The sequence below is a fragment of the Pseudomonas sp. B22129 genome, from assembly GCF_044218875.1.
In the GTDB taxonomy this organism is placed as follows: Bacteria; Pseudomonadota; Gammaproteobacteria; order Pseudomonadales; family Pseudomonadaceae; genus Aquipseudomonas.
The window spans coordinates 6,171,189-6,189,236 of sequence record NZ_CP162592.1; the positions used below are offsets into that span (position 1 = coordinate 6,171,189).

The 18,048-nt window shown below is 60.1% G+C and carries 13 protein-coding genes, 4 tRNA genes and 1 pseudogene; 8 read left to right on the forward strand and 10 right to left on the reverse strand.

Going from position 1 to position 18,048, the window contains the following annotated elements:
* The first annotated feature begins 12 nt into the window (after positions 1-12).
* The 4 genes from AB4P94_RS28005 (at position 13) to AB4P94_RS28020 (ending at position 6,433) form a co-directional block, all read left to right on the forward strand.
* Positions 13-2,292, forward strand: coding sequence for a TonB-dependent receptor (locus AB4P94_RS28005; RefSeq protein ID WP_395608359.1), 2,280 nt, complete (start codon positions 13-15; stop codon positions 2,290-2,292).
* 18 nt (positions 2,293-2,310) lie between these two features.
* A complete protein-coding gene (locus AB4P94_RS28010) occupies positions 2,311-2,958 on the forward strand; it encodes a MotA/TolQ/ExbB proton channel family protein (RefSeq protein WP_395608360.1) in 648 nt (215 codons plus the stop codon).
* Positions 2,959-3,179: 221 nt separating this feature from the next.
* Complete coding sequence (locus AB4P94_RS28015) at positions 3,180-4,397, forward strand: phospholipase D-like domain-containing protein (RefSeq protein WP_395608361.1); 1,218 nt, start codon at positions 3,180-3,182, stop codon at positions 4,395-4,397.
* A 296-nt stretch (positions 4,398-4,693) separates the two neighbouring features.
* Positions 4,694-6,433 (forward strand): dipeptidase, encoded by a 1,740-nt coding sequence (locus AB4P94_RS28020; RefSeq protein ID WP_395608362.1) that lies wholly within the window; start codon positions 4,694-4,696, stop codon positions 6,431-6,433.
* A 29-nt stretch (positions 6,434-6,462) separates the two neighbouring features.
* On the opposite strand, the gene AB4P94_RS28025 is transcribed toward AB4P94_RS28020, so the two are convergent.
* Complete coding sequence (locus tag AB4P94_RS28025; protein WP_395608363.1) at positions 6,463-8,118, reverse strand: M24 family metallopeptidase; 1,656 nt, start codon at positions 8,116-8,118, stop codon at positions 6,463-6,465.
* A gap of 78 nt (positions 8,119-8,196) precedes the next feature.
* On the opposite strand from AB4P94_RS28025, the gene AB4P94_RS28030 reads away from it, so the two are divergent.
* The gene (locus AB4P94_RS28030; protein ID WP_395608364.1) at positions 8,197-9,678 is read left to right on the forward strand and encodes a PLP-dependent aminotransferase family protein; all 1,482 of its coding nucleotides are present in this window, start codon (positions 8,197-8,199) and stop codon (positions 9,676-9,678) included.
* 48 nt (positions 9,679-9,726) lie between these two features.
* On the opposite strand, the gene AB4P94_RS28035 is transcribed toward AB4P94_RS28030, so the two are convergent.
* Positions 9,727-9,978, reverse strand: coding sequence for a hypothetical protein (locus tag AB4P94_RS28035; RefSeq protein ID WP_395608365.1), 252 nt, complete (start codon positions 9,976-9,978; stop codon positions 9,727-9,729).
* Positions 9,979-10,018: 40 nt separating this feature from the next.
* The gene (locus tag AB4P94_RS28040) at positions 10,019-11,122 is read right to left on the reverse strand and encodes a polyamine ABC transporter substrate-binding protein (protein ID WP_395608366.1); all 1,104 of its coding nucleotides are present in this window, start codon (positions 11,120-11,122) and stop codon (positions 10,019-10,021) included.
* A gap of 138 nt (positions 11,123-11,260) precedes the next feature.
* On the opposite strand from AB4P94_RS28040, the gene AB4P94_RS28045 reads away from it, so the two are divergent.
* Positions 11,261-12,052 carry a response regulator transcription factor gene (locus AB4P94_RS28045; RefSeq protein ID WP_395608367.1) on the forward strand — a complete coding sequence of 264 codons (792 nt, stop codon included), beginning with the start codon at positions 11,261-11,263 and terminating at the stop codon, positions 12,050-12,052.
* An 11-nt stretch (positions 12,053-12,063) separates the two neighbouring features.
* Here AB4P94_RS28045 and gltS read toward each other — a convergent pair whose 3' ends face one another.
* The 5 genes from gltS to AB4P94_RS28070 form a co-directional block, all read right to left on the reverse strand.
* On the reverse strand, positions 12,064-13,275 hold the full coding sequence (gene gltS, locus AB4P94_RS28050) for a sodium/glutamate symporter (RefSeq protein ID WP_395608368.1): 1,212 nt from the start codon (positions 13,273-13,275) through the stop codon (positions 12,064-12,066).
* A 192-nt stretch (positions 13,276-13,467) separates the two neighbouring features.
* A tRNA-Gly gene (locus AB4P94_RS28055) sits at positions 13,468-13,543 on the reverse strand.
* 3 nt (positions 13,544-13,546) lie between these two features.
* Positions 13,547-13,622, reverse strand: a tRNA-Glu gene (locus AB4P94_RS28060).
* A gap of 104 nt (positions 13,623-13,726) precedes the next feature.
* Positions 13,727-13,802, reverse strand: a tRNA-Gly gene (locus AB4P94_RS28065).
* A gap of 4 nt (positions 13,803-13,806) precedes the next feature.
* Positions 13,807-13,882 (reverse strand) — tRNA-Glu (locus AB4P94_RS28070).
* A gap of 370 nt (positions 13,883-14,252) precedes the next feature.
* Here AB4P94_RS28070 and AB4P94_RS28075 point away from each other — a divergent pair.
* Both AB4P94_RS28075 and AB4P94_RS28080 read left to right on the forward strand, forming a co-directional pair.
* Positions 14,253-15,011, forward strand: coding sequence for a hypothetical protein (locus AB4P94_RS28075; RefSeq protein ID WP_395608369.1), 759 nt, complete (start codon positions 14,253-14,255; stop codon positions 15,009-15,011).
* A gap of 116 nt (positions 15,012-15,127) precedes the next feature.
* Complete coding sequence (locus AB4P94_RS28080; RefSeq protein ID WP_395608370.1) at positions 15,128-15,940, forward strand: alpha/beta fold hydrolase; 813 nt, start codon at positions 15,128-15,130, stop codon at positions 15,938-15,940.
* A gap of 35 nt (positions 15,941-15,975) precedes the next feature.
* On the opposite strand, the gene AB4P94_RS28085 is transcribed toward AB4P94_RS28080, so the two are convergent.
* Together AB4P94_RS28085 and AB4P94_RS28090 are read right to left on the reverse strand one after the other, a co-directional pair.
* The gene (locus tag AB4P94_RS28085) at positions 15,976-16,893 is read right to left on the reverse strand and encodes a methyl-accepting chemotaxis protein (protein ID WP_395611397.1); all 918 of its coding nucleotides are present in this window, start codon (positions 16,891-16,893) and stop codon (positions 15,976-15,978) included.
* Positions 16,885-17,976: pseudogene (locus tag AB4P94_RS28090) on the reverse strand (HAMP domain-containing protein); the annotation flags it as partial. The gene AB4P94_RS28085 and the pseudogene AB4P94_RS28090, both read right to left, overlap by 9 nt.
* Positions 17,977-18,048: the final 72 nt, after the last annotated feature.

Below are 18,048 nucleotides of genomic sequence, written 5' to 3' on the forward strand. Positions count from 1 at the left end.
AGGACGACAGTGATGAGGTTCACACGGATTCATCTGGCACTCGTTGCCGCAAGCATGGGCCATGGGTTCGCCATGGCAGACACCGGCGACAGTGACGTCGGCACGATTGGCGTGCAGGGCAAGGCCACCTCCGGCGGCGGCTACATGGTGCAGGAAGAAAGCATCAAGGGCCGCTCCACCGTGACCAAGGAAGCGCTGGATAAACAGACCGCCACCGGCAACGCGATCGACAAGCTCAAGTACACCCCGGGCCTGAACATCTCCAGCGAAGACAACACCGGGCTGTCGGGCTTTCGCTTCACCATGCGCGGGCTCAACTCCGACCAGGTCGGGATGTCGGTGGACGGCATGCCGATCAACGACTCCGGCAACTACGCGCTGTATTCCAACCTGCTGGGCGACCCGGAAAACATCGACCAGATCTTTGTCACCCAAGGCTCGTCCGAGGCCGACGGCCCGCACATCGGCTCCAGCGGCGGCAACATCGGCATCGTGACCATTCGCCCGACCAAGGAAACCGGGGCGTTCGTCAAACAGATCGTCGGCAGCAACGCTACCCGCAAGACTTTTGCGCGGCTCAACACCGGCGAGGTCAATGGCCTGAGCAACTGGCTGTCGGTGTCGCACACCGAAGGTGACATGTGGCGCGGTTCGGGCGCGGTGCGTGCGGACAAGGTCGAGTGGAACAGCTTCTTCGACGCCGGCAACGGCAATACCGCCAACCTGATCCTCAAATACCACGAGCAGGACAACAACAGTTACAGCCAGCTGACCAAGGCGCAGTTCCAACAGTACGGGCGCAAGTACGACCCCTACCCCGCCAACCCGGCCCTGGGCAGCAACGGCAAGGTCAACAGCTACTACGCCTTGGCGCAGAACCCGTTCCAGACCTTTACCGGCGTGCTCAACACCCAATTCAAACTGGCCGACAACCTGGCCCTGTCCGTCATCCCGTATTACTACTGGGGCAACGGCAGTGGCGTGGGTTCGTCCAGCTATGCGCTGAACCGCGGCTCGAACCAGGGCGGCGTTTTCGACCTGGGTAACCTGCCCACCGCCGCGCAATACAACGCCGACGGCTCCTCGACCACTGGCGTGTACTACCGCCCTTCGCGCACCCAGACTTGGCGCCCGGGCATCACCACCAAACTGAACTGGGACCTGGGCGACCACAGCCTGCAATTCGGCTACTGGTATGAGCGCGCGCGCCAAAGCCAGACCCAGCCGTTCATTGCCCTGAAGAACAGCGGCAAACCAAGCGACACCTGGCCTGACGGCAACGCCGTGGTCGACGCCAATGGCAACACCGTGCAGGGCCGCGACCGCTTCACCATCACCCCGGCGCAAAAGGTCTGGGCCCAGGACACCTGGTACATCAATTCGGACTGGACCCTGATTGCGGGCCTGGCCTACATGAACGTCAAACGTGACGGCACCAACCACGGCAGCCTCACCGAGCAGCCGGAAAAACGTAACCAGAGCTACAACAAACTGCTGCCCAACGCGGGCCTGAAATACCAGCTGGATGAGCGTGACCAGTTGTTCTACAGCCTGTCTCGCAACATGCGGATTCCGCAGAACTACGTGCTGTACGACAAGGGCCTGGACTCGATCAACTCCAAGCCGGAAACCAGCTGGAACCATGAACTGGGCTGGCGCTTTACCGATGAAGACATGACGGTCGCGGCTACCTTGTTCTACATGCAGTTCAAGGATCGCCAGGTCTCGTCCAAGGACATCAACGGTGACTTCGCCGACATCAACGCCGGCTCCGTCAACAACAGCGGCCTGGAACTGGAGTGGAGCGGCCTGCTGCCCAACCACTTCAACTACTACACCTCCTACACCTACACCAAGGCCGAGCAGCAGGACGATTTGACCGTCTACAACGCCGGTAAGGCCATCGTGTTGCCCACCAGCGGCAAGCAGTTTGCCAACGTGCCGAAGAACATGCTGGCGGCCAACATCGGCTACGACGACGGCCGCTTCTACGGCACCTTCGGCGGCAAATACACCAGCAAGCTTTTTGGTGACTTGACCAACGATGAGGCGATTTCCGGCCGCACCATTTTCAACCTCGGCGCCGGTATCTACCTGCCCGTGGACAAGAAAGTGGTCAAGGACGCGACCCTGCGCCTGAACGTCGACAACCTGTTCGACAAGAAATACCTGGACGGCGTGTACACCACCAAGACCAACGCGGCCTCCTACAGCGGCTTCCGCGACGGCGACCCGGCGTACATCGTTGGCCTGGACCGCACGGTAACGGTTTCCCTGGAAGCCAATTTCTAATTGCGAGGTTAAGCAAACATGGACATGAACCTGCTCCACGACATCACCTTCTATGTGATGTACGCCGCCATGGCGATTGCGATCTTTATCAGCATCGAGCGCGGTATCTACTTCGCCTATGTGCGGCGCCAGGCCCGCGCACTGACCGAAGTGCTCGGCGCCAACGTGCACAGCGAGCGCGACCTGCCGGAAAGCCTGACCCGTCGCGACAGCCTGCCGCTGAACATGGTGCGCCCGATCCTCGCGCAAAAGGCCAGCCATGGCTCGCGCAAGGACCTGGACGATGAAATCGAAACCCAGTACCTGAAGACCCGCGCACCGCTGTCGCGCAGCCTGTGGATCATCGAAACCATCACCACGGCCGCGCCGCTGTTGGGTTTGCTGGGCACCATCCTCGGCATCATCGACACCTTCAAGGCACTGGCGTCGGCTGGCGTGTCCGACCCGGGCCAGATCTCCGGTGGCATCGGTACGGCCCTGTTCGCCACAGGCCTGGGGATTGCCATCGCGCTGTTCTGCGTGGTGTTCCACAACTTCTTCCAGGACAGCCTGGAGCGCATCAACGACCAGCTGAAAATCCTGCTGATCCGCGCTGCCACCGGTGCCCGTGTGCAGGGTGAAGTGCCGCACCTGGTGCCGACCCCGCTGCACAGCCGCACCGCCTGACCCCCATGTGGTGAGCGGGCCTGTTGTGGTGAGCGGGCTTGCCCCGCGTTGGAGTGCGAAGCGCTCCCAATTCAAACGACGCGGTGCAACTGGTAAACCGCGTCGTCAGGTTTTAGGGCTGCTTCGCAGCCCAACGCGGGGCAAGCCCGCTCACCACAGATGCTTCGTTCACCGCGTGATCTTAAGTAATTCACCCGCCTTTTTACCCGATGAGACGCCCCATGCCCCTCTCGATGAAGTTGCGTATCGCAGGCCTCGCCGCCTCTCTCCTCAGTCCGCTGGCCCAGGCGGACTTTTCGATTCCGGGGTTTGAACTGGTGCACACCGTGCCGGTGGACACCGCGCTTGCCAGCGCCGATTTGCGCCAGCCGGGGCCCGTCTGGATAGAGCTGTTCGATGGCGCAAAAAGCCACATTGATATCGGCCAGTTCTACGCCGCCGACCACCCCGGCTCAGTGATGGACACGGTGATCGAACACCTGGAAGCCGCCGGCAAACGCGGTGTGAAGATTCGCTTTCTGCTGGAAGAAAAAGGCATCAAATTGTCGGACGCTTCCACTCTGGAACGCTTGCGCGCAATCCCCAACCTGACCTTTCGCGTGTTGCCCTACAGCCAGTTGAGCGGCGGAATCATCCACGCCAAATACATGGTCGTCGACGGCAAGCAGGCGTTTGTCGGCAGCCAGAATTTCGACTGGCGCTCGCTGGAACATATCCACGAAACCGGGCTGCGCATCAGCGATGCCACCGTGGTCGGCCAGGTGCAGGCGATCTTCGATCAGGACTGGAATGCCCAGGCGGCGCTGAGCGCCAACACACCCGTGCCGCTGCCGGCAGCAGGCCAAGAACCTGCGCGCACCGGCAATTATCTGGTGGCCAGCCCGCAACGCTACAACCCGCCCGGCGTGGGCGACTCACAACTGGAACTGCCGCGTCTGCTGGGCGAAGCGAAAAAGGAAGTGCGCGTACAGCTGCTGGACTATGCGCCCCTGTCCTACGGGCCCGATAAAACCCGCCCCTACTACGCCGTAATCGACAACGCCGTGCGCGCCGCCGCTGCACGCGGGGTGTCGGTCAAGCTGATGGTGTCCAATTGGAACACCGACGCGCTGGAACTGCCCTACCTCAAGAGCCTCGCGGTGCTGCCCAATATCGAGGTCAAGATCGTCACCCTGCCCGAAGCCAAACAAGGGTTTATCCCGTACGCGCGGGTGATTCACAGCAAGACCCTGGAAATCGACGGGCAAGTGGCGTGGGTCGGCACCAGCAACTGGCTGGGCGGCTACCTGGATAACTCGCGCAACCTGGAAGTGGTGATGCGCAGCGAGGCGATGGCCAAGCGTATCGGGGAACTGCATGAGCAGTTGTGGGATGGGCCGTATGCCAAGGCGCTGGACGTAGCGGCGCAGTATCCGGAGCCACATCCCGGCAAGCCTTAATCCTTCATGCACCACAAATCCCCAGTGGGAGCTTTTGTGGCGAGGGAGCTTGCTCCCGCTGGGTGCGCAGCGCCCCCAAAAGCTTGCGACTGCTACGCAGCCGAGCGGGAGCAAGCTCCCTCGCCACAACAAGCCCGCTCCCACATTTGGACATTCGACATTCCTGGCATTCGAGTACGACATTTCCCACACCAACGTCTCCCAATCCCGAGCGTGGTGATGGTAGTGTGTGAAAATGTTTCTGACAGTTCGATCAGAAACCCCTTACTCACGACCTGCAAAGGAATGCTCTATCCATGCACTTCCCACTGAAAAAAATCGTGGCGGCCACCTTGTTCGCCGCCAGCCTGTCGGCCGTCGCCAGCCCTGCTTTCGCCAACATCACCGAGCAGCAAAGCGCAGCGATTTTGAAGAGCTTCAGCGAAACACCCGTCACTGATTTCCGTGTTTTCCTCGGCACCCTGGCCAAGGGCGACCTGGGCAAAACCGCTGACGTGGCACCGGCCATCAGCGCCTTTCTCGACAACAAAACCCTGAACGCCGACCAGCAGAACGAAATCAACCGCCTGCTCGGTATTTATACCCGCGTGAAATACGGCAAGGCCGCCCTCGAAACCCTGCGCGAACTGGTGGAAATCCCGACGTTCAACGTCGACGGGCTGCCGCAGTACAAGAACCCGGAATTCCTCAAGATCGCCGCAAAGATTGAAGCCTTGGCCAAAGCCTTTAACCTGACCTTCCGCAACATCGATAACCGCGTCTACGAGATCAGCCTGGAAGGCAGCGGCGATGAAGTGGTGGGCATTCACGCCCACGCCGACGTGGTGCCGGTCACCCCGGAAAACTGGGTGCTCAAGGACGGCACCAAACTTGACCCGTTCAAGGTCACGCTGATCGGCGACCGCATGTACGGTCGTGGCACCGAGGATGACAAAAACGGCATCGTCGTGGCGATGTATGCGATGAAAGTGATCAAGGAAGAGAAGCTGCCGCTGGCGCGCAACTTCAAACTGCTGGTGGACACCACCGAAGAAACCTCCGGCGACGCGATCCCCTACTACTTCGAACACAACCCGACGCCGCAATACAACCTGGCGCTGGACGGCGGCTACCCGGTGGTGATCGCCGAGAAAGGCTACGGCACCGTCATGGCCACCTTCCCGGTGCGCAAGGGCGAAGGCAAGGGCGCGGAGATCATTTCGATGACCGGCGGCATGGCGACCAACCAGATTCCTTCGGTGTCGGTTGCGACCCTGGTCAGCGACAAACCGGCTGAATTGGCGGCCAGCCTGGAGAAAGCCGGGGCGGATTACGCCAAGGCCAACGGTGGCGATTTTGAAGTCGCCGCCACCGTGGTCGGCAAAGACGTCAAGCTGACGGTCACCGGTGTGTCGGCGCACTCGTCCGCGCCGCAAACGGGCGTCAACCCGGTCGCGCGCATGCTGGAGCTGATCCACAGCGTTGACGGCAAGATCGCCCTCAAGCACAACCACATCACCGACGCCGCGCGTTATGCCGCCGACAACTGGGGCCTGGACTACCTGGGCGGCAAACTGGGTGTGGGCTTCTCCGACGATTTCATGGGGCCGCTGACCACCTCGCTGACCTTTGTCGGTCAGGATGCCAAAGCGTTCAAACTGGCGGTGAACCTGCGCGTGCCGAAGGGCAAGTCGCCGGAGAAACTCAAGGCTGAAATCGCCGACAAGCTCAGCGCCTGGGACAAAAAGTCCAAGGTGAAAGTGGGCTTCACCTACTCGGTGGCCGCGCCGATGTACCGCAACCCGGAAGGCGAATGGGTCAAAGCCCTGCTGGCCGTTGCCACTGAAAACCTCGGCATGGAGCACAAGTTCGGCACCTCCGCCGGCGCGACCTCCGTGCATGAGCTGCCCAACGGCGTGCAATTCGGCCTGGCGCGCCCGGAAGAGAAATACACCGGGCACACCGACGGTGAGTTCAAGACCGTCAACCAGTTCCTGCTGGACCTGCAAATCGTCACCGAAATGATGGGCCGCGTCGGGCAGTTACCGAAGCTCTGACACCTTTTGAGCCCGCCGCAATGGCGGGCTCATCGCATCAGGATATCTTCGAAAAACGCGCCGATCGGCAAAGTGGGGTGGCAGAGTTGAATCTCCAGTACCCACACCATTTCACTGGGTGTTATCTCAAGGTCAGCCAAATCCGTATTGCCGAACAACGCATGGGGAAAGTCCGCGATGCGGTGGCCTGCGAGGTTGCGTGACAGGCGCCAGCCTTTGGACACGGCGCGGTCTTCGGCAAAGTCGTAGAGCTCGCAACCGGTCATGCCATGCAGCCAGGCTTCGCGGGTTTCATCAAAGACTTCATGCAACGCCTTGCGGCAAGCCAGGTGCAGCGGCGCCTCACCGAAGATGAAGGTATCGCCGTAGTCACCCTCGTAGCCATCCCACACCGGGCCAAGGTCCACCACCACGATGTCACTGGGGCGCAGGGTGCGCAGCGGGTCGATCCCTTCCCGGGGCGGGCGCACCGTGTCGTCGCCAAAGCGGATGTAGGTCGGGTGCCAGGTATGCGAGGCGCCCATGGCTTGCAGCGTTTGGCTGGCCATTTCCAGGGCGGCGCCGGTGGTCATGCCGACCTTCAAGTGGCTGGCGATGGCGGCCAGCGCGCGCACGGTTTTTTCACGGGCGGCGAGCATGCCGTCCAGAGAATAGCGGGGCCCGACTTTTTCCCAGGTTTCATCCAGTGAATCGAGCAGCGTGCCGACGCTCTCCTGGCCGCTCGGTACAAAGGCTTCGGCGACAAACCGATGGCTCGGCAGACCAGCGGCCAGGCAGTCCGTGCGTGCCTGAGCAATCATGGCGCCGTTACCGCAGGCATACACCTGGGCTGCGGCCCAGTGATGGCCGTGGCTCAGCGCAACTTCCTGCAGCCGACCTTCGGATGCCAATACCGGGTGCCAATGAAAACGCGGGTGGTCGATCACCGATTGGTCGAGAAATGCGCGGTCGTAAAAGTCAGACGCCTGCGCACCGCCCCAGTAAAACGTCACCTCCACATCGCGTTTCAAGGCCGTCTGCAGAATCGGCTTGATACCCGCGTAGCCGGTGCCCGTGGCGAACAGTACGACGGGCGCGGCGTCATCGTCCTGCCAGGTGCAGGCACCAAACGGCCCTTCCAGTTGCAGCAGGTCGCCCGCCTCAAGGTCGCCCAGAATGGCCTCGGAAAACAGGCCGCCGCTCACCCGGCGAATCTGAAACACCAGGCGCCCGTCGCCCTCGGCCGGCAGGTTGGCGATGGAGAAGCAGCGCGAGTCGCCACCGGCCAGGCGGAACTTGAGGTACTGGCCCGCCCGCACGGCCAACGGCAAATCCGGCATCACCACCAGCTCAATGATGCCGGGGCTGAGTGCGCGTTTGCTCAACACCGTTGCTTCGACGACCAGCGCGGGCGTGTCCAGCGACCAGCCGGGAATCTCCAGGCGCATGTCGCCGCAGGCGTGGCTTTGGCACAGCAGCATTTCATTCGCCGCCAAGGGGTAGCTGGGTGCCGGGGCGCCCGGTGCCAGTGGCTTGGCCCGGTATTCGCCCTGCGCGACCACGACCTTGCAGGAACCACACGCCCCGCGCCGGCAAGAGAACGGCACAGGCAGACCGCTGGCGAGCATGGCGTCCAGCAACAGTTCGTCGCCCGCCTCAAAGGTCGTGCCCGAGGGGGAGAGTTCGATGACATGGTGTGGGTTCATAAAGACCTCGGGATGGGTGAGGCCTTGATTGTTGCGCTAGACTGGGCCCATTAGAACCTCCAGTTTTGGATACTTCAGATGGTCCAGATGCGAAAATGGCGCCCCTTGCTCAAGCTGGATGAAGGCGCAGCCCAGGCGACCTATCGCAAGATCACCGAAGGCCTGGTGGCCGCGATTGTCGAGGGGCGCCTGCCGCCGGGCACCCTGCTGCCGGGCACGCGGGAAATGGCGCAGCTGCTCGACGTCAACCGCAAGACCGTGATCCTGGCCTACGAAGAAGCCTTGACCAAAGGCTGGCTGGTCAGCGAGCCGCGTCGCGGTACGTTCGTCAATACGCAACTGGCCGCCAAGCCCGCTGCCCGCCCCGCGCAGCAGTCCTTTGCACCGCGAATCCTGGACCAGGCCGTCGTCCCGTATTTCACCCAGAACGCCCAGGTGATTGCCTTGCAGCATCGGCATGATGCGCTGTTTTTCGACAACGGCGCCTGCGACCATCGGCTGTTGCCGCAAGCCGTTTTGCATCGTTATTACCGCAATGCCCTGCGCAGCAGTTTTGCCTCCAACACTGTGCGCTATGGCAGTGAAGGCACGGGCTATCACTTGCGTTGCGCGCTGGCCGAGATGCTGCGCAGCAACCGTGGGCTGGCGGTCAGCGCCGAGAATATCTGCCTGACCCCGGGCACCCAGGTGTCGCTGTTCCTGACCGCCAGCCTGCTGATCAAACCCGGTGACGTGGTGCTGGTGGAGCGCCTGAGCTATCCGCCGGCGTGGGAGATTTTCCGCAGGCTCGGCGCGCAATTGGTCACCGTCGACATGGACGAGGAAGGCTGCCGCACCGACCACGTTGAACAGCTGTGCCAAACCCACGAAGTAAAGCTGATTTACCTCACCCCGCACCATCAGTTTCCCACCACCGTGAGCCTGCACGCGGCGCGTCGGCAGCAGCTGTTGGCGCTGGCGGCACGGCACAATTTCTGTGTGATCGAGGAAGACTACGACCACGAATATCACTTCAACGGGCGACCGTACCTGCCACTGGCCAGCGACAACGCGCAGCGCCATGTGGTCTATATCGGCTCGCTGTCCAAGGCCCTGGGTTCGACGTTTCGCTGCAGCTACGTGGTCGCCCCCACGGATGTGATCGAGGCCCTGCAAGGCAGCGCCGCACTGGTCGTCGGCGACACCGACGCCGTCGCACAGAAAATGCTGGCTGACTTGATCAACGACGGTGAATTGAAGAAGCACCTGCGCCGGGTGTCGAAAGAGTACGCGGCACGCCGCGAAGTGTTGCAGGGCTGCCTGCATGAAGGCTTCGGCGAGCGTATCCAGGTGCGTGAGCCGGAAGGAGGCCTCGCGTTGTGGGTGCGCTTGCGGGATGCAACCGATGTGGACCCGTGGGTGACACGCGCCCTGGACCACGGGGTGGTGGTGCGCAGCGCCCGCCAGTTTTCGCCCTTGGGGTTACCGGAAAATGCACTGCGCCTGGGCTTTGCTTCGCTGGACCGGGATGAGATTCGCCAAGCCACGCTGCGCCTGGCGAGGGCGCTGGACGCGCGTTGAAGGTACCGATAAACAAAAACGCCGGTCATCACTGACCGGCGTTTTTGTTTAGAGAGGGAGCAGGAACCGCGACTTCTCTTCGGCCCGGGCGAGTTCGGGGAACTCCAGCAACAACGCTCTGTTGCCCCGGCCAATGTGCGCCATCACCGCCCGGGTAATGTACTCACGCACCATACCGGTGGAGACGTAATACATGGCCCAGGCTTGTTCGGGCGTACAGTGACCGATCTGTTCCTCAATCTCCGAGTACGCGTTGTCATCATCCGGCTGCACGCCGCGCTGATAATCGATTTGGCCCATGCTTTCTCCCCCTCACTGGCGCGCCTGAATCAGTCGCCGATCACGTACCGCTCTTCACCTTGGTCCAGACACGTGTGCGGATCCGCTCCAGTTTCAACGGCAGCGGTTCCAGTGGAACCAGCGTGGCGATGGTTTCTTTGGAGGGATAAATCCAGGGGTTGTCGCGCAACTTCTGTTCGACAAGCACCGTGGCATCCTTGTTGGCGTTCGGGTAAAGCGTGTGGTTTGAGCTCTTGGCGATCACTTGCGGTTCAAGCATGTAGTTGATGAACGCCAGCCCCTGCCGGGCATGTGGAGCGTCTTTGAGCAGCACAAAGTTTTCAGACCATACCAGCCCGCCTTCGCGAGGCAGGCTGTAGGCAATCTTGCGCCCGGTGTTGTTTTTTTCGTTGATGGCCTGCGCCGTCAGCGCCCCGCTCGCCCAGCCCACGACCACACAAATATTGCCATCGGCAAAGTCAGCGTCGGTTCTGGAGGAGTCGAAATAGAGAACGTAGGGGCGGATTTTCAACAGCAGCGCCTGGGCCTTCTGGTAATCCTCAGGGTTCTGGCTGTTGCTCGGCAGCCCGAGGTAATGCAAGGCGATGGAAATGATTTCGCTCGGTGAGTCGAGCATCGCCACGCCACACGACTTGAGCTTGCTGATGTTCTCTTCCTTGAAGATCAGGTCCCAGCTGTCCACGGGGGCGTTATCGCCCAGTGCGGCTTTGACTTTATCAACGTCGTAACCAATGCCGGTGGTGCCCCACAAATAAGGCACGGCGTACTTGTTACCAGGATCGTTGGTCGCCAGCAGGGCGAGCATTTCCGGGTCGATGTGGGAGAAGTTGCTCAACTGGCTACGGTCCAGCGGCGCCAGCACGCCCGCCTGGATCAGGCTTGGCAGTACATTTGAAGTGGCGACTACGACGTCATACCCGGTGCGCCCGGCCATGACTTTGCTCTGCATGATTTCGGCGCTGTCGAAGGTATCGATGTGGATTCGAGTACCGTCTTTTTGCTCGAATTCCTTGGGCGTTTCCGGCGCGATCAACCCGAACCAGTTGTACAGATTCACCCTGGATTCAGCCGCCCTGGCGGGCGCACTCACAGCAACGCAAACAAGCGAGGCCAATAAAATGGCTCGCAAATGTGATTGACTCATCCAACTTTCCTTGTCAAAACGACAGGCCTTCATGGCCCTTATCCATTGGGTGGTGAATATACCCGGCAGCGTCGAATAGTAAATACCTACAAATACTTAGCTTTGAGCCAAGAACACCTAACCCTAAAGGGGTAGAACATGTCACTCGACCTTCATAACCTCGCCTGGCATCGATCCGCCGGGATGCTGATCATGCAGTTGAACCGCCCCGCCTTCTGGAGCTCGCTGGTTCGCGTGCTGAATGAATATGTGCAGATCGATAACTGGGTTGTCCTGGTGTTCAGCGATCAACAAGTCAACGTTGTCAGCGTGACTGAGGTCGCCGACGCGGAGGAGCTGGACGCCCTGACGCAACGCTATGTCAAAGGCCTTTATCTGCTGGATCCCTTTTACATTGCCAACCGCGAGAACCCCCAGAGCGGTTTTTTCCACCTGTCCGACATTGCGCCCGAGCACTTCATCACCACCGAGTACTACCATCAGTATTTCGCCCAATACATCAGCGCGGATGAAGTGCAATACAACGTGCAACTCGACGCAGATAGAACCCTGTGTATTTCATTTGGCAGCAACGCGCGATTCAGCCCGGAGCAGATCGCCACACTGGAGATCATCAAGCCCTGGGTGCTGGCCTTGATGCATCAGCGTATGTGCTTTGAGATTGACGTCGAAAAAAACCTCAACGAGCCGCCCCCCTGGTCGGAAGCGATCCTTCAACTGGGCACGCAGATCACCGCTCGTGAAAAGGACGTCCTTAAATTATTGCTGAGCGGTTTCTCAAATAAAGAGATTGCCGGCAAATTGTCGCTCTCGGCCGAAACCGTAAAGGTGCACCGGCGTAACCTCTACAACAAGCTGAGCATCAAGTCACAGTCCGAATTGTTCGCACGTTTTTTCATGCCGAAACAAGATGCCCACGCGGTGAATTAAATTCGCTTCATTCAGTTCGCCGCGCCAAGGAACGGCAGCGCCAGGTACAACTTGATCACAATCGCGTTGGTGATATCGATGAAAAACGCCCCCACCATCGGCACCACCAGAAAGGCAATCTGCGAAGGGCCGAAGCGTTGCGTCACCGCCTGCATATTGGCAATGGCGGTGGGGGTGGCACCCAACCCGAAGCCGCAGTGCCCTGCCGCCAAAACGGCTGCGTCGTAGTGGCTGCCCATGACCCGGAAGGTGACGAAAATCGCGAACAGGGCCATCAGCAACGCCTGCGCTGCCAGCAGAATGACAATGGGCAAGGCCAGTGCAGCCAGATCCCAGAGCTTGAGCGACATCAGGGCCATCGCCAGGAACAACGACAAACTGATATTGCCCAGCAGCGACACCTCACGCTCGAACACCTGATGCCAGCCGAGTGCCGACAAACCGTTGCGCAGCACCACACCCACAAACAGCACACAGACAAAGGTTGGCAGCTCCCACGCCGAGCCTTGAATCAACCCGCTCAGGAAGGTACCGACCTGCAAGCTGATCGCCAGCAAGGCCAGTGTTTCGATAAAAGAGAATGAGGTGATCATGCGTTCCTGATGAGGTTGTTCAAACCCCTTTGGCAGGCGCGGTTGTGCATTCTCGACACCGGGTACCCGGACCCGTTTTATCAGCAGGCGCGCCACTGGGCCGCCGATCAGGCCACCCAATACCAGCCCAAAGGTCGCCGAGGCAATGGCCAGTTCAGAGGCCGAAGCCAGGCCATACTTCTCACTGAAGACTGCCGCCCACGCGGCGCCGGTGCCATGCCCACCCGACAAGGTGACAGAGCCTGCCAACAACCCCATCAACGGATCCAGGCCCAGCACCTGTGCGAGTGCAATGCCCATGGCGTTTTGCATCACCAGCAAACCCGTCACGACCAACAGGAAAACCCCCAGCACCCGCCCGCCTTGTTTCAGGCTTGCGAAGTCAGCGTTGAGGCCAATCGTGGCAAAAAACGCCAACATCAGGGGGGCCTGCAACGAAGCGTCGAACCGGACTTCGATACCTGCCAGCACGCGCAACGCCAACAGTAACGCAGCGACCAACAACCCTCCCGCCACAGGCTCGGGAATGCTGTAGGTGCGCAAAAAACCGATTCGGCCAACCAGCCAGCGCCCCAGCAACAGCACCAGGGAGGCCGCGACCAGCGTGGAATAGAAATCAAGTTGAAGCATGTGGGCAGCTCTCTGGTGTCAGCAAACAAAAGAAGCTGGCCAGAGTAGAGATCATGAAGCAGGCGCACACCTGCACAACTGTAAGTACAGATTATTTCCAGGCACCTGGAAATCAGTCCTACACGCGAGTCAGATAAAAAGTCAGCACAAACAAAAACGCCGATCATTGCTGATCGGCGTTTTCGTTAAATATGGAGCGGGAAACGAGACTCGAACTCGCGACCCCGACCTTGGCAAGGTCGTGCTCTACCAACTGAGCTATTCCCGCAAATGGCGTCCCCTAGGGGACTCGAACCCCTGTTACCGCCGTGAAAGGGCGGTGTCCTAGGCCACTAGACGAAGGGGACACACAACTGAAACACATGGTATGTATTTCAGTGTCCAGAGATTAAATCCGAAGATTATGCCCTGGTTTCACTCAGTGCCACCCTAGGGCAACACTGCTTAAATTTGGAGCGGGAAACGAGACTCGAACTCGCGACCCCGACCTTGGCAAGGTCGTGCTCTACCAACTGAGCTATTCCCGCATATTGGCGTCCCCTAGGGGACTCGAACCCCTGTTACCGCCGTGAAAGGGCGGTGTCCTAGGCCACTAGACGAAGGGGACACACGTACAACATTCACTCCCTACCGCGTTTCGCTGTGTGCTTTACGCTGTAAGTGGCGCGCATTCTATGGATGGATTGAAAGGTCGTCAACCCCCAAGGATAAATTTATTTAAATCAATGACTTCGCCCCTCTTTCCGGGCCTTTGCGCCACGTTGCCCTGTCCGGACCTTGACGCCTATATTCTGGCGCCCGACAAGGCGCTATAGTTCGCTCGGGCAAATGATGGCAATGTGCATCCACACGGATAACGCCTACCTATATAGAAGAAACTCCCTGGGCAACTGGTCGAACAGTCCTATCCGCCAGGTGGCCCAGTCACTACACTCAACAGCAAACCCTATAAAGAGGTCACACCGGTGACACCACTCATGATCACCCTGCTGGTAATAGCCGGGATCGTAATACTGATCGCCATTGGCTACATGAACCACGTGGTGGAAAACAACAAGCTGGAAAAGAAACGCACCGAGATCGAGCTTAATGATCGGCTGCGTCGTTGCGGGGAAATCACCGAGACCTTCCCTGGCCAGTTGATGACTCCAGCGCTCAAGTTGTTGCTCACTCGTCTGGAACTCAACGTCAACCAGCGCCTGCTGGCCCTCAACAAGTCCAGTGCACCGCTCAAGGCGCGCATCACCGAATTGAATACGCTGGTGGCTCAGGGCGAATCGATCCCCGTCACCAACCCGCCCTCCCCGATCCAGACCGAAGCCAAGGCCAAGGACGTGCGTTTCCTGCTGGAAGCGCTGCACGGCCAGGTAACCCGTGCCGCCCAGGACGGTTTCCTGCCGGCCAACGAGGCCAAGCACTGGATCAAGGAAATTCGTCATATTCTGGTATTGCTGCACATCGAGTTCTTCAACAACCTCGGCCAGCACGCCCTGCAACAGGGCCAGCCGGGCCAGGCGCGCCTGGCCTTTGAACGTGGCGTGCAGTACTTGCGCAAGCAGGCGGAACCGGTGGTCTACAGCGCCCAGCTGCAATTGCTCGAGAAACAACTGGCCCGGGCCAATTCGACCGTGCTGACCAACAGCAAACCGGCGGAAGATGAGGTCAACGAGCTGACCGAAGGCCTGAAAGTGGTAGACACCGACGCAGACTGGAAGAAAAAAGCCATCTACGACTGATCGCCCTTCCCCCAATGTGGCGAGTTCCTCGCCACATGCCATCAAATTGCACCTATCCCCTCGCCCCCGACTAGCGTAAAAAAGTGCCCCTCACTCCGTGAAGTTAGAGGCCTGCTATGCCCGTCGCCGTGATTGATGGACAACCGCTGCATTATCTCGACCAGGGCACCGGCCCGGTCGTTCTGCTGGGTTCAAGTTACCTGTGGGGCCATGAGATGTGGGCCCCGCAAATCGAGGCTTTGTCGCAACAGTATCGTGTAATCGTTCCCGAACTATGGGGGCATGGCGAATCCGGCCCGCTGCCTGCGCAAACAAGCTCCCTGGACGATCTGGCGCGCCAGGCCCTGGCCCTGCTGGATCAGTTGGACATTGCCCAGGTCAACCTTGTAGGCCTTTCGGTCGGCGGCATGTGGGGCGCACGCCTGGCACTGCTGGCCCCCGAGCGCGTCAACAGCCTGGTGTTGATGGACACTCATTTGGGTGCCGAGCCCGAGGCCACGCGCCAGTACTATTTTTCGCTGTTCAAGATGATCGAAGATGCCGGCGCCATTCCTGAGCCGTTGCTGGATGTGGTCGCACCCATCTTCTTCCGCCCGGGTATCGACCGCGAATCGGCGCTGTATCAGGATTACCGCCAGTCGTTACAGGCATATTCCCGGGAGCGCCTGCTGCACAGCATCGTGCCCCTGGGCCGTGTGATCTTCAGCCGCGCCGATATCCTGGACCAGCTGCCGCACCTGGACGCCGACACCACGCTGGTCATGTGCGGCGAGCAAGACAAGCCCCGCCCACCCGCCGAATCACAGGAAATGGCCGAGCTGATCGGCTGCAGCCTGATTCTGATTCCCGAAGCCGGGCATATCAGCGCCAGGGAGAACCCGGACTTCGTCAATGAAGCACTGCTGACCTTCCTCGCCAACAACGCCTGACACGCTCCCCTGTGACCGCTGCATTCAAGCGGCGATCACAGGCGGAAATGCCCCACCATCCCCTTGAGCTCGGCCCCCAACTGCGCCAGTTGGATGCTCGACGCGGCATTGCCCTGCATGCTCAACGCCGACTGGTCGGCACTGGCGCGAATGCTGGTGACGCTGCGGTTGATCTCTTCGGCCACTGAGCTTTGCTCTTCAGCGGCAGCGGCAATCTGCTGGTTCATCTGCTGGATCAACGACACGGCGGCGGCGATGCTGCCCAAGGCACTTTCGGTTTCCAGCGCATCACTGACCGCCAGTTTCACCAGTTCACCGCTGTGCTGGATTTGCTGAACGGACGATTGCGCGGCATTGCGCAAGGTACTGACCAGGCGTTCGATTTCTTCGGTCGATTGCTGGGTGCGCTTGGCCAACGCACGCACTTCATCGGCCACCACCGCAAAGCCACGGCCCTGTTCACCGGCACGGGCGGCTTCAATGGCTGCGTTAAGGGCGAGCAAATTGGTCTGTTCGGCCACGCTTTTGATCACACTCAACACGGTGCCAATGTTCTGTATCTCCGTACTCAAGCTTTCGATGCTGGCACTGGCGCTGGTGCTGGAGGTAGCAAGCAACTCGATACGCTGCAGGCTCTGGCGCACCACCTGCTGACCGCTGTCGACCTTGTCGTCGGCTGTCTGCGCGGCTTGCGCGGCCTCTTCGGCATTGCGCGCCACGTCGTGCACGGTGGCGGTCATCTGGTTCATCGCCGTGGCGACCTGTTCGGTTTCTTCCTTCTGGCTGCTGACCTCGACGTTGGTCTGCTCCGTCACGCTGGACAGCGAATGCGCCGAGCTGGCCAATTGCTCAATACCCGCCTGCAACCCGCTGACCATATGGCTCAGGCCGTTGCCCATCTGCTGCATCGCCTGCATCAACTGGCCGATTTCATCACGCCGATTGACCTCCATGCGCCCACTCAAGTCGCCGGAAGCAATTTGCCGGGCGACGGCGATAACGCTGCGCAGGGGCGCGACAATCAACCGGGTGATGACCCACGCCGCAATCAGGCCCACCAATAACGCCAGGGCCGAGGAGCCGATGATCAGCAGCGCGCTTTTCTTCAATTGCGCCTGCATCGACTCATCTTCAGCGGTATAGGCCTGGTTGACCCGGCTGACCACGTCGTCAGCGCGATCATGCAACTGTTTGTAGACCGCCTTTTCCTGTGCCAGCAGCCCGGTGTACTCGCCAAGTTTTTCGCTGAATGAGGCGATATGCCCGGACACTTCATTGAGCACGGTCTGGTAACCGGCATCCTTGACCGAGGTTTTCAGCAGTTCCACCTGAGCCAGGGCCTGGTCAGCCTGCTCGATCTTGCCCTGCCCGGCATCGTCGGCATCCGCCTTGCGGCTCTGGTCCAGGCGCACCCGCGCCTCGTTCATGGCTTGCAACATCAACCGCGAAACCTGGCTGACCTGGCCCGCCTGTTCGATAAACTCGGCGCCGTCCTTGCCCTGGCTTTCCTTGAGGCCATAGGCACCATCGTCTGCCAGGCCGGCCTGCAATACATCAAGGTTGTTGGCCACGCTGGACACCGACCAACTGGCCATTTCCAACGCGAGGTCTTTGGTCTGGGTCAATTCGACAAACTCGTCGAACGCCTTTCGATAAGCCGCCAGCGCGTGTTCGACGTCGGTCATCACCGGCACGTTGGCCGCAGACTGCGCCTTGAGGCTGGCGGCCAGCGCCGCGAGGGCATCCACATTTTCATGCAAGGCATCGACGGACTTGGGGTCAGCGTGCAGCGCGTAATCCTGCTCGATCAAGCGCACCTTGAGCAGGCCGCTGTTGAGCGAAGACATCGCCTTGAGCCCTTCGAAACGCTGGCCAACCGTTTGCAGGGACCACACGCCGATGGCGGCCACCAAAGCCGTCAGCATCAATACCAACAAGAAGCCCAAGCCCAGTTTTTTCGCCATACCGAGGTTGGCGAAGCGTCGTTGCACGGCCGAAATCATTGCACTTGATCCTCTTGCAATGGCAGATGCCATCAAGCCCGGTTTCCATGAGGCGAGATTCGCAACCACGCGCCACCGACACAAGGGATTGGCGCCACAATAATG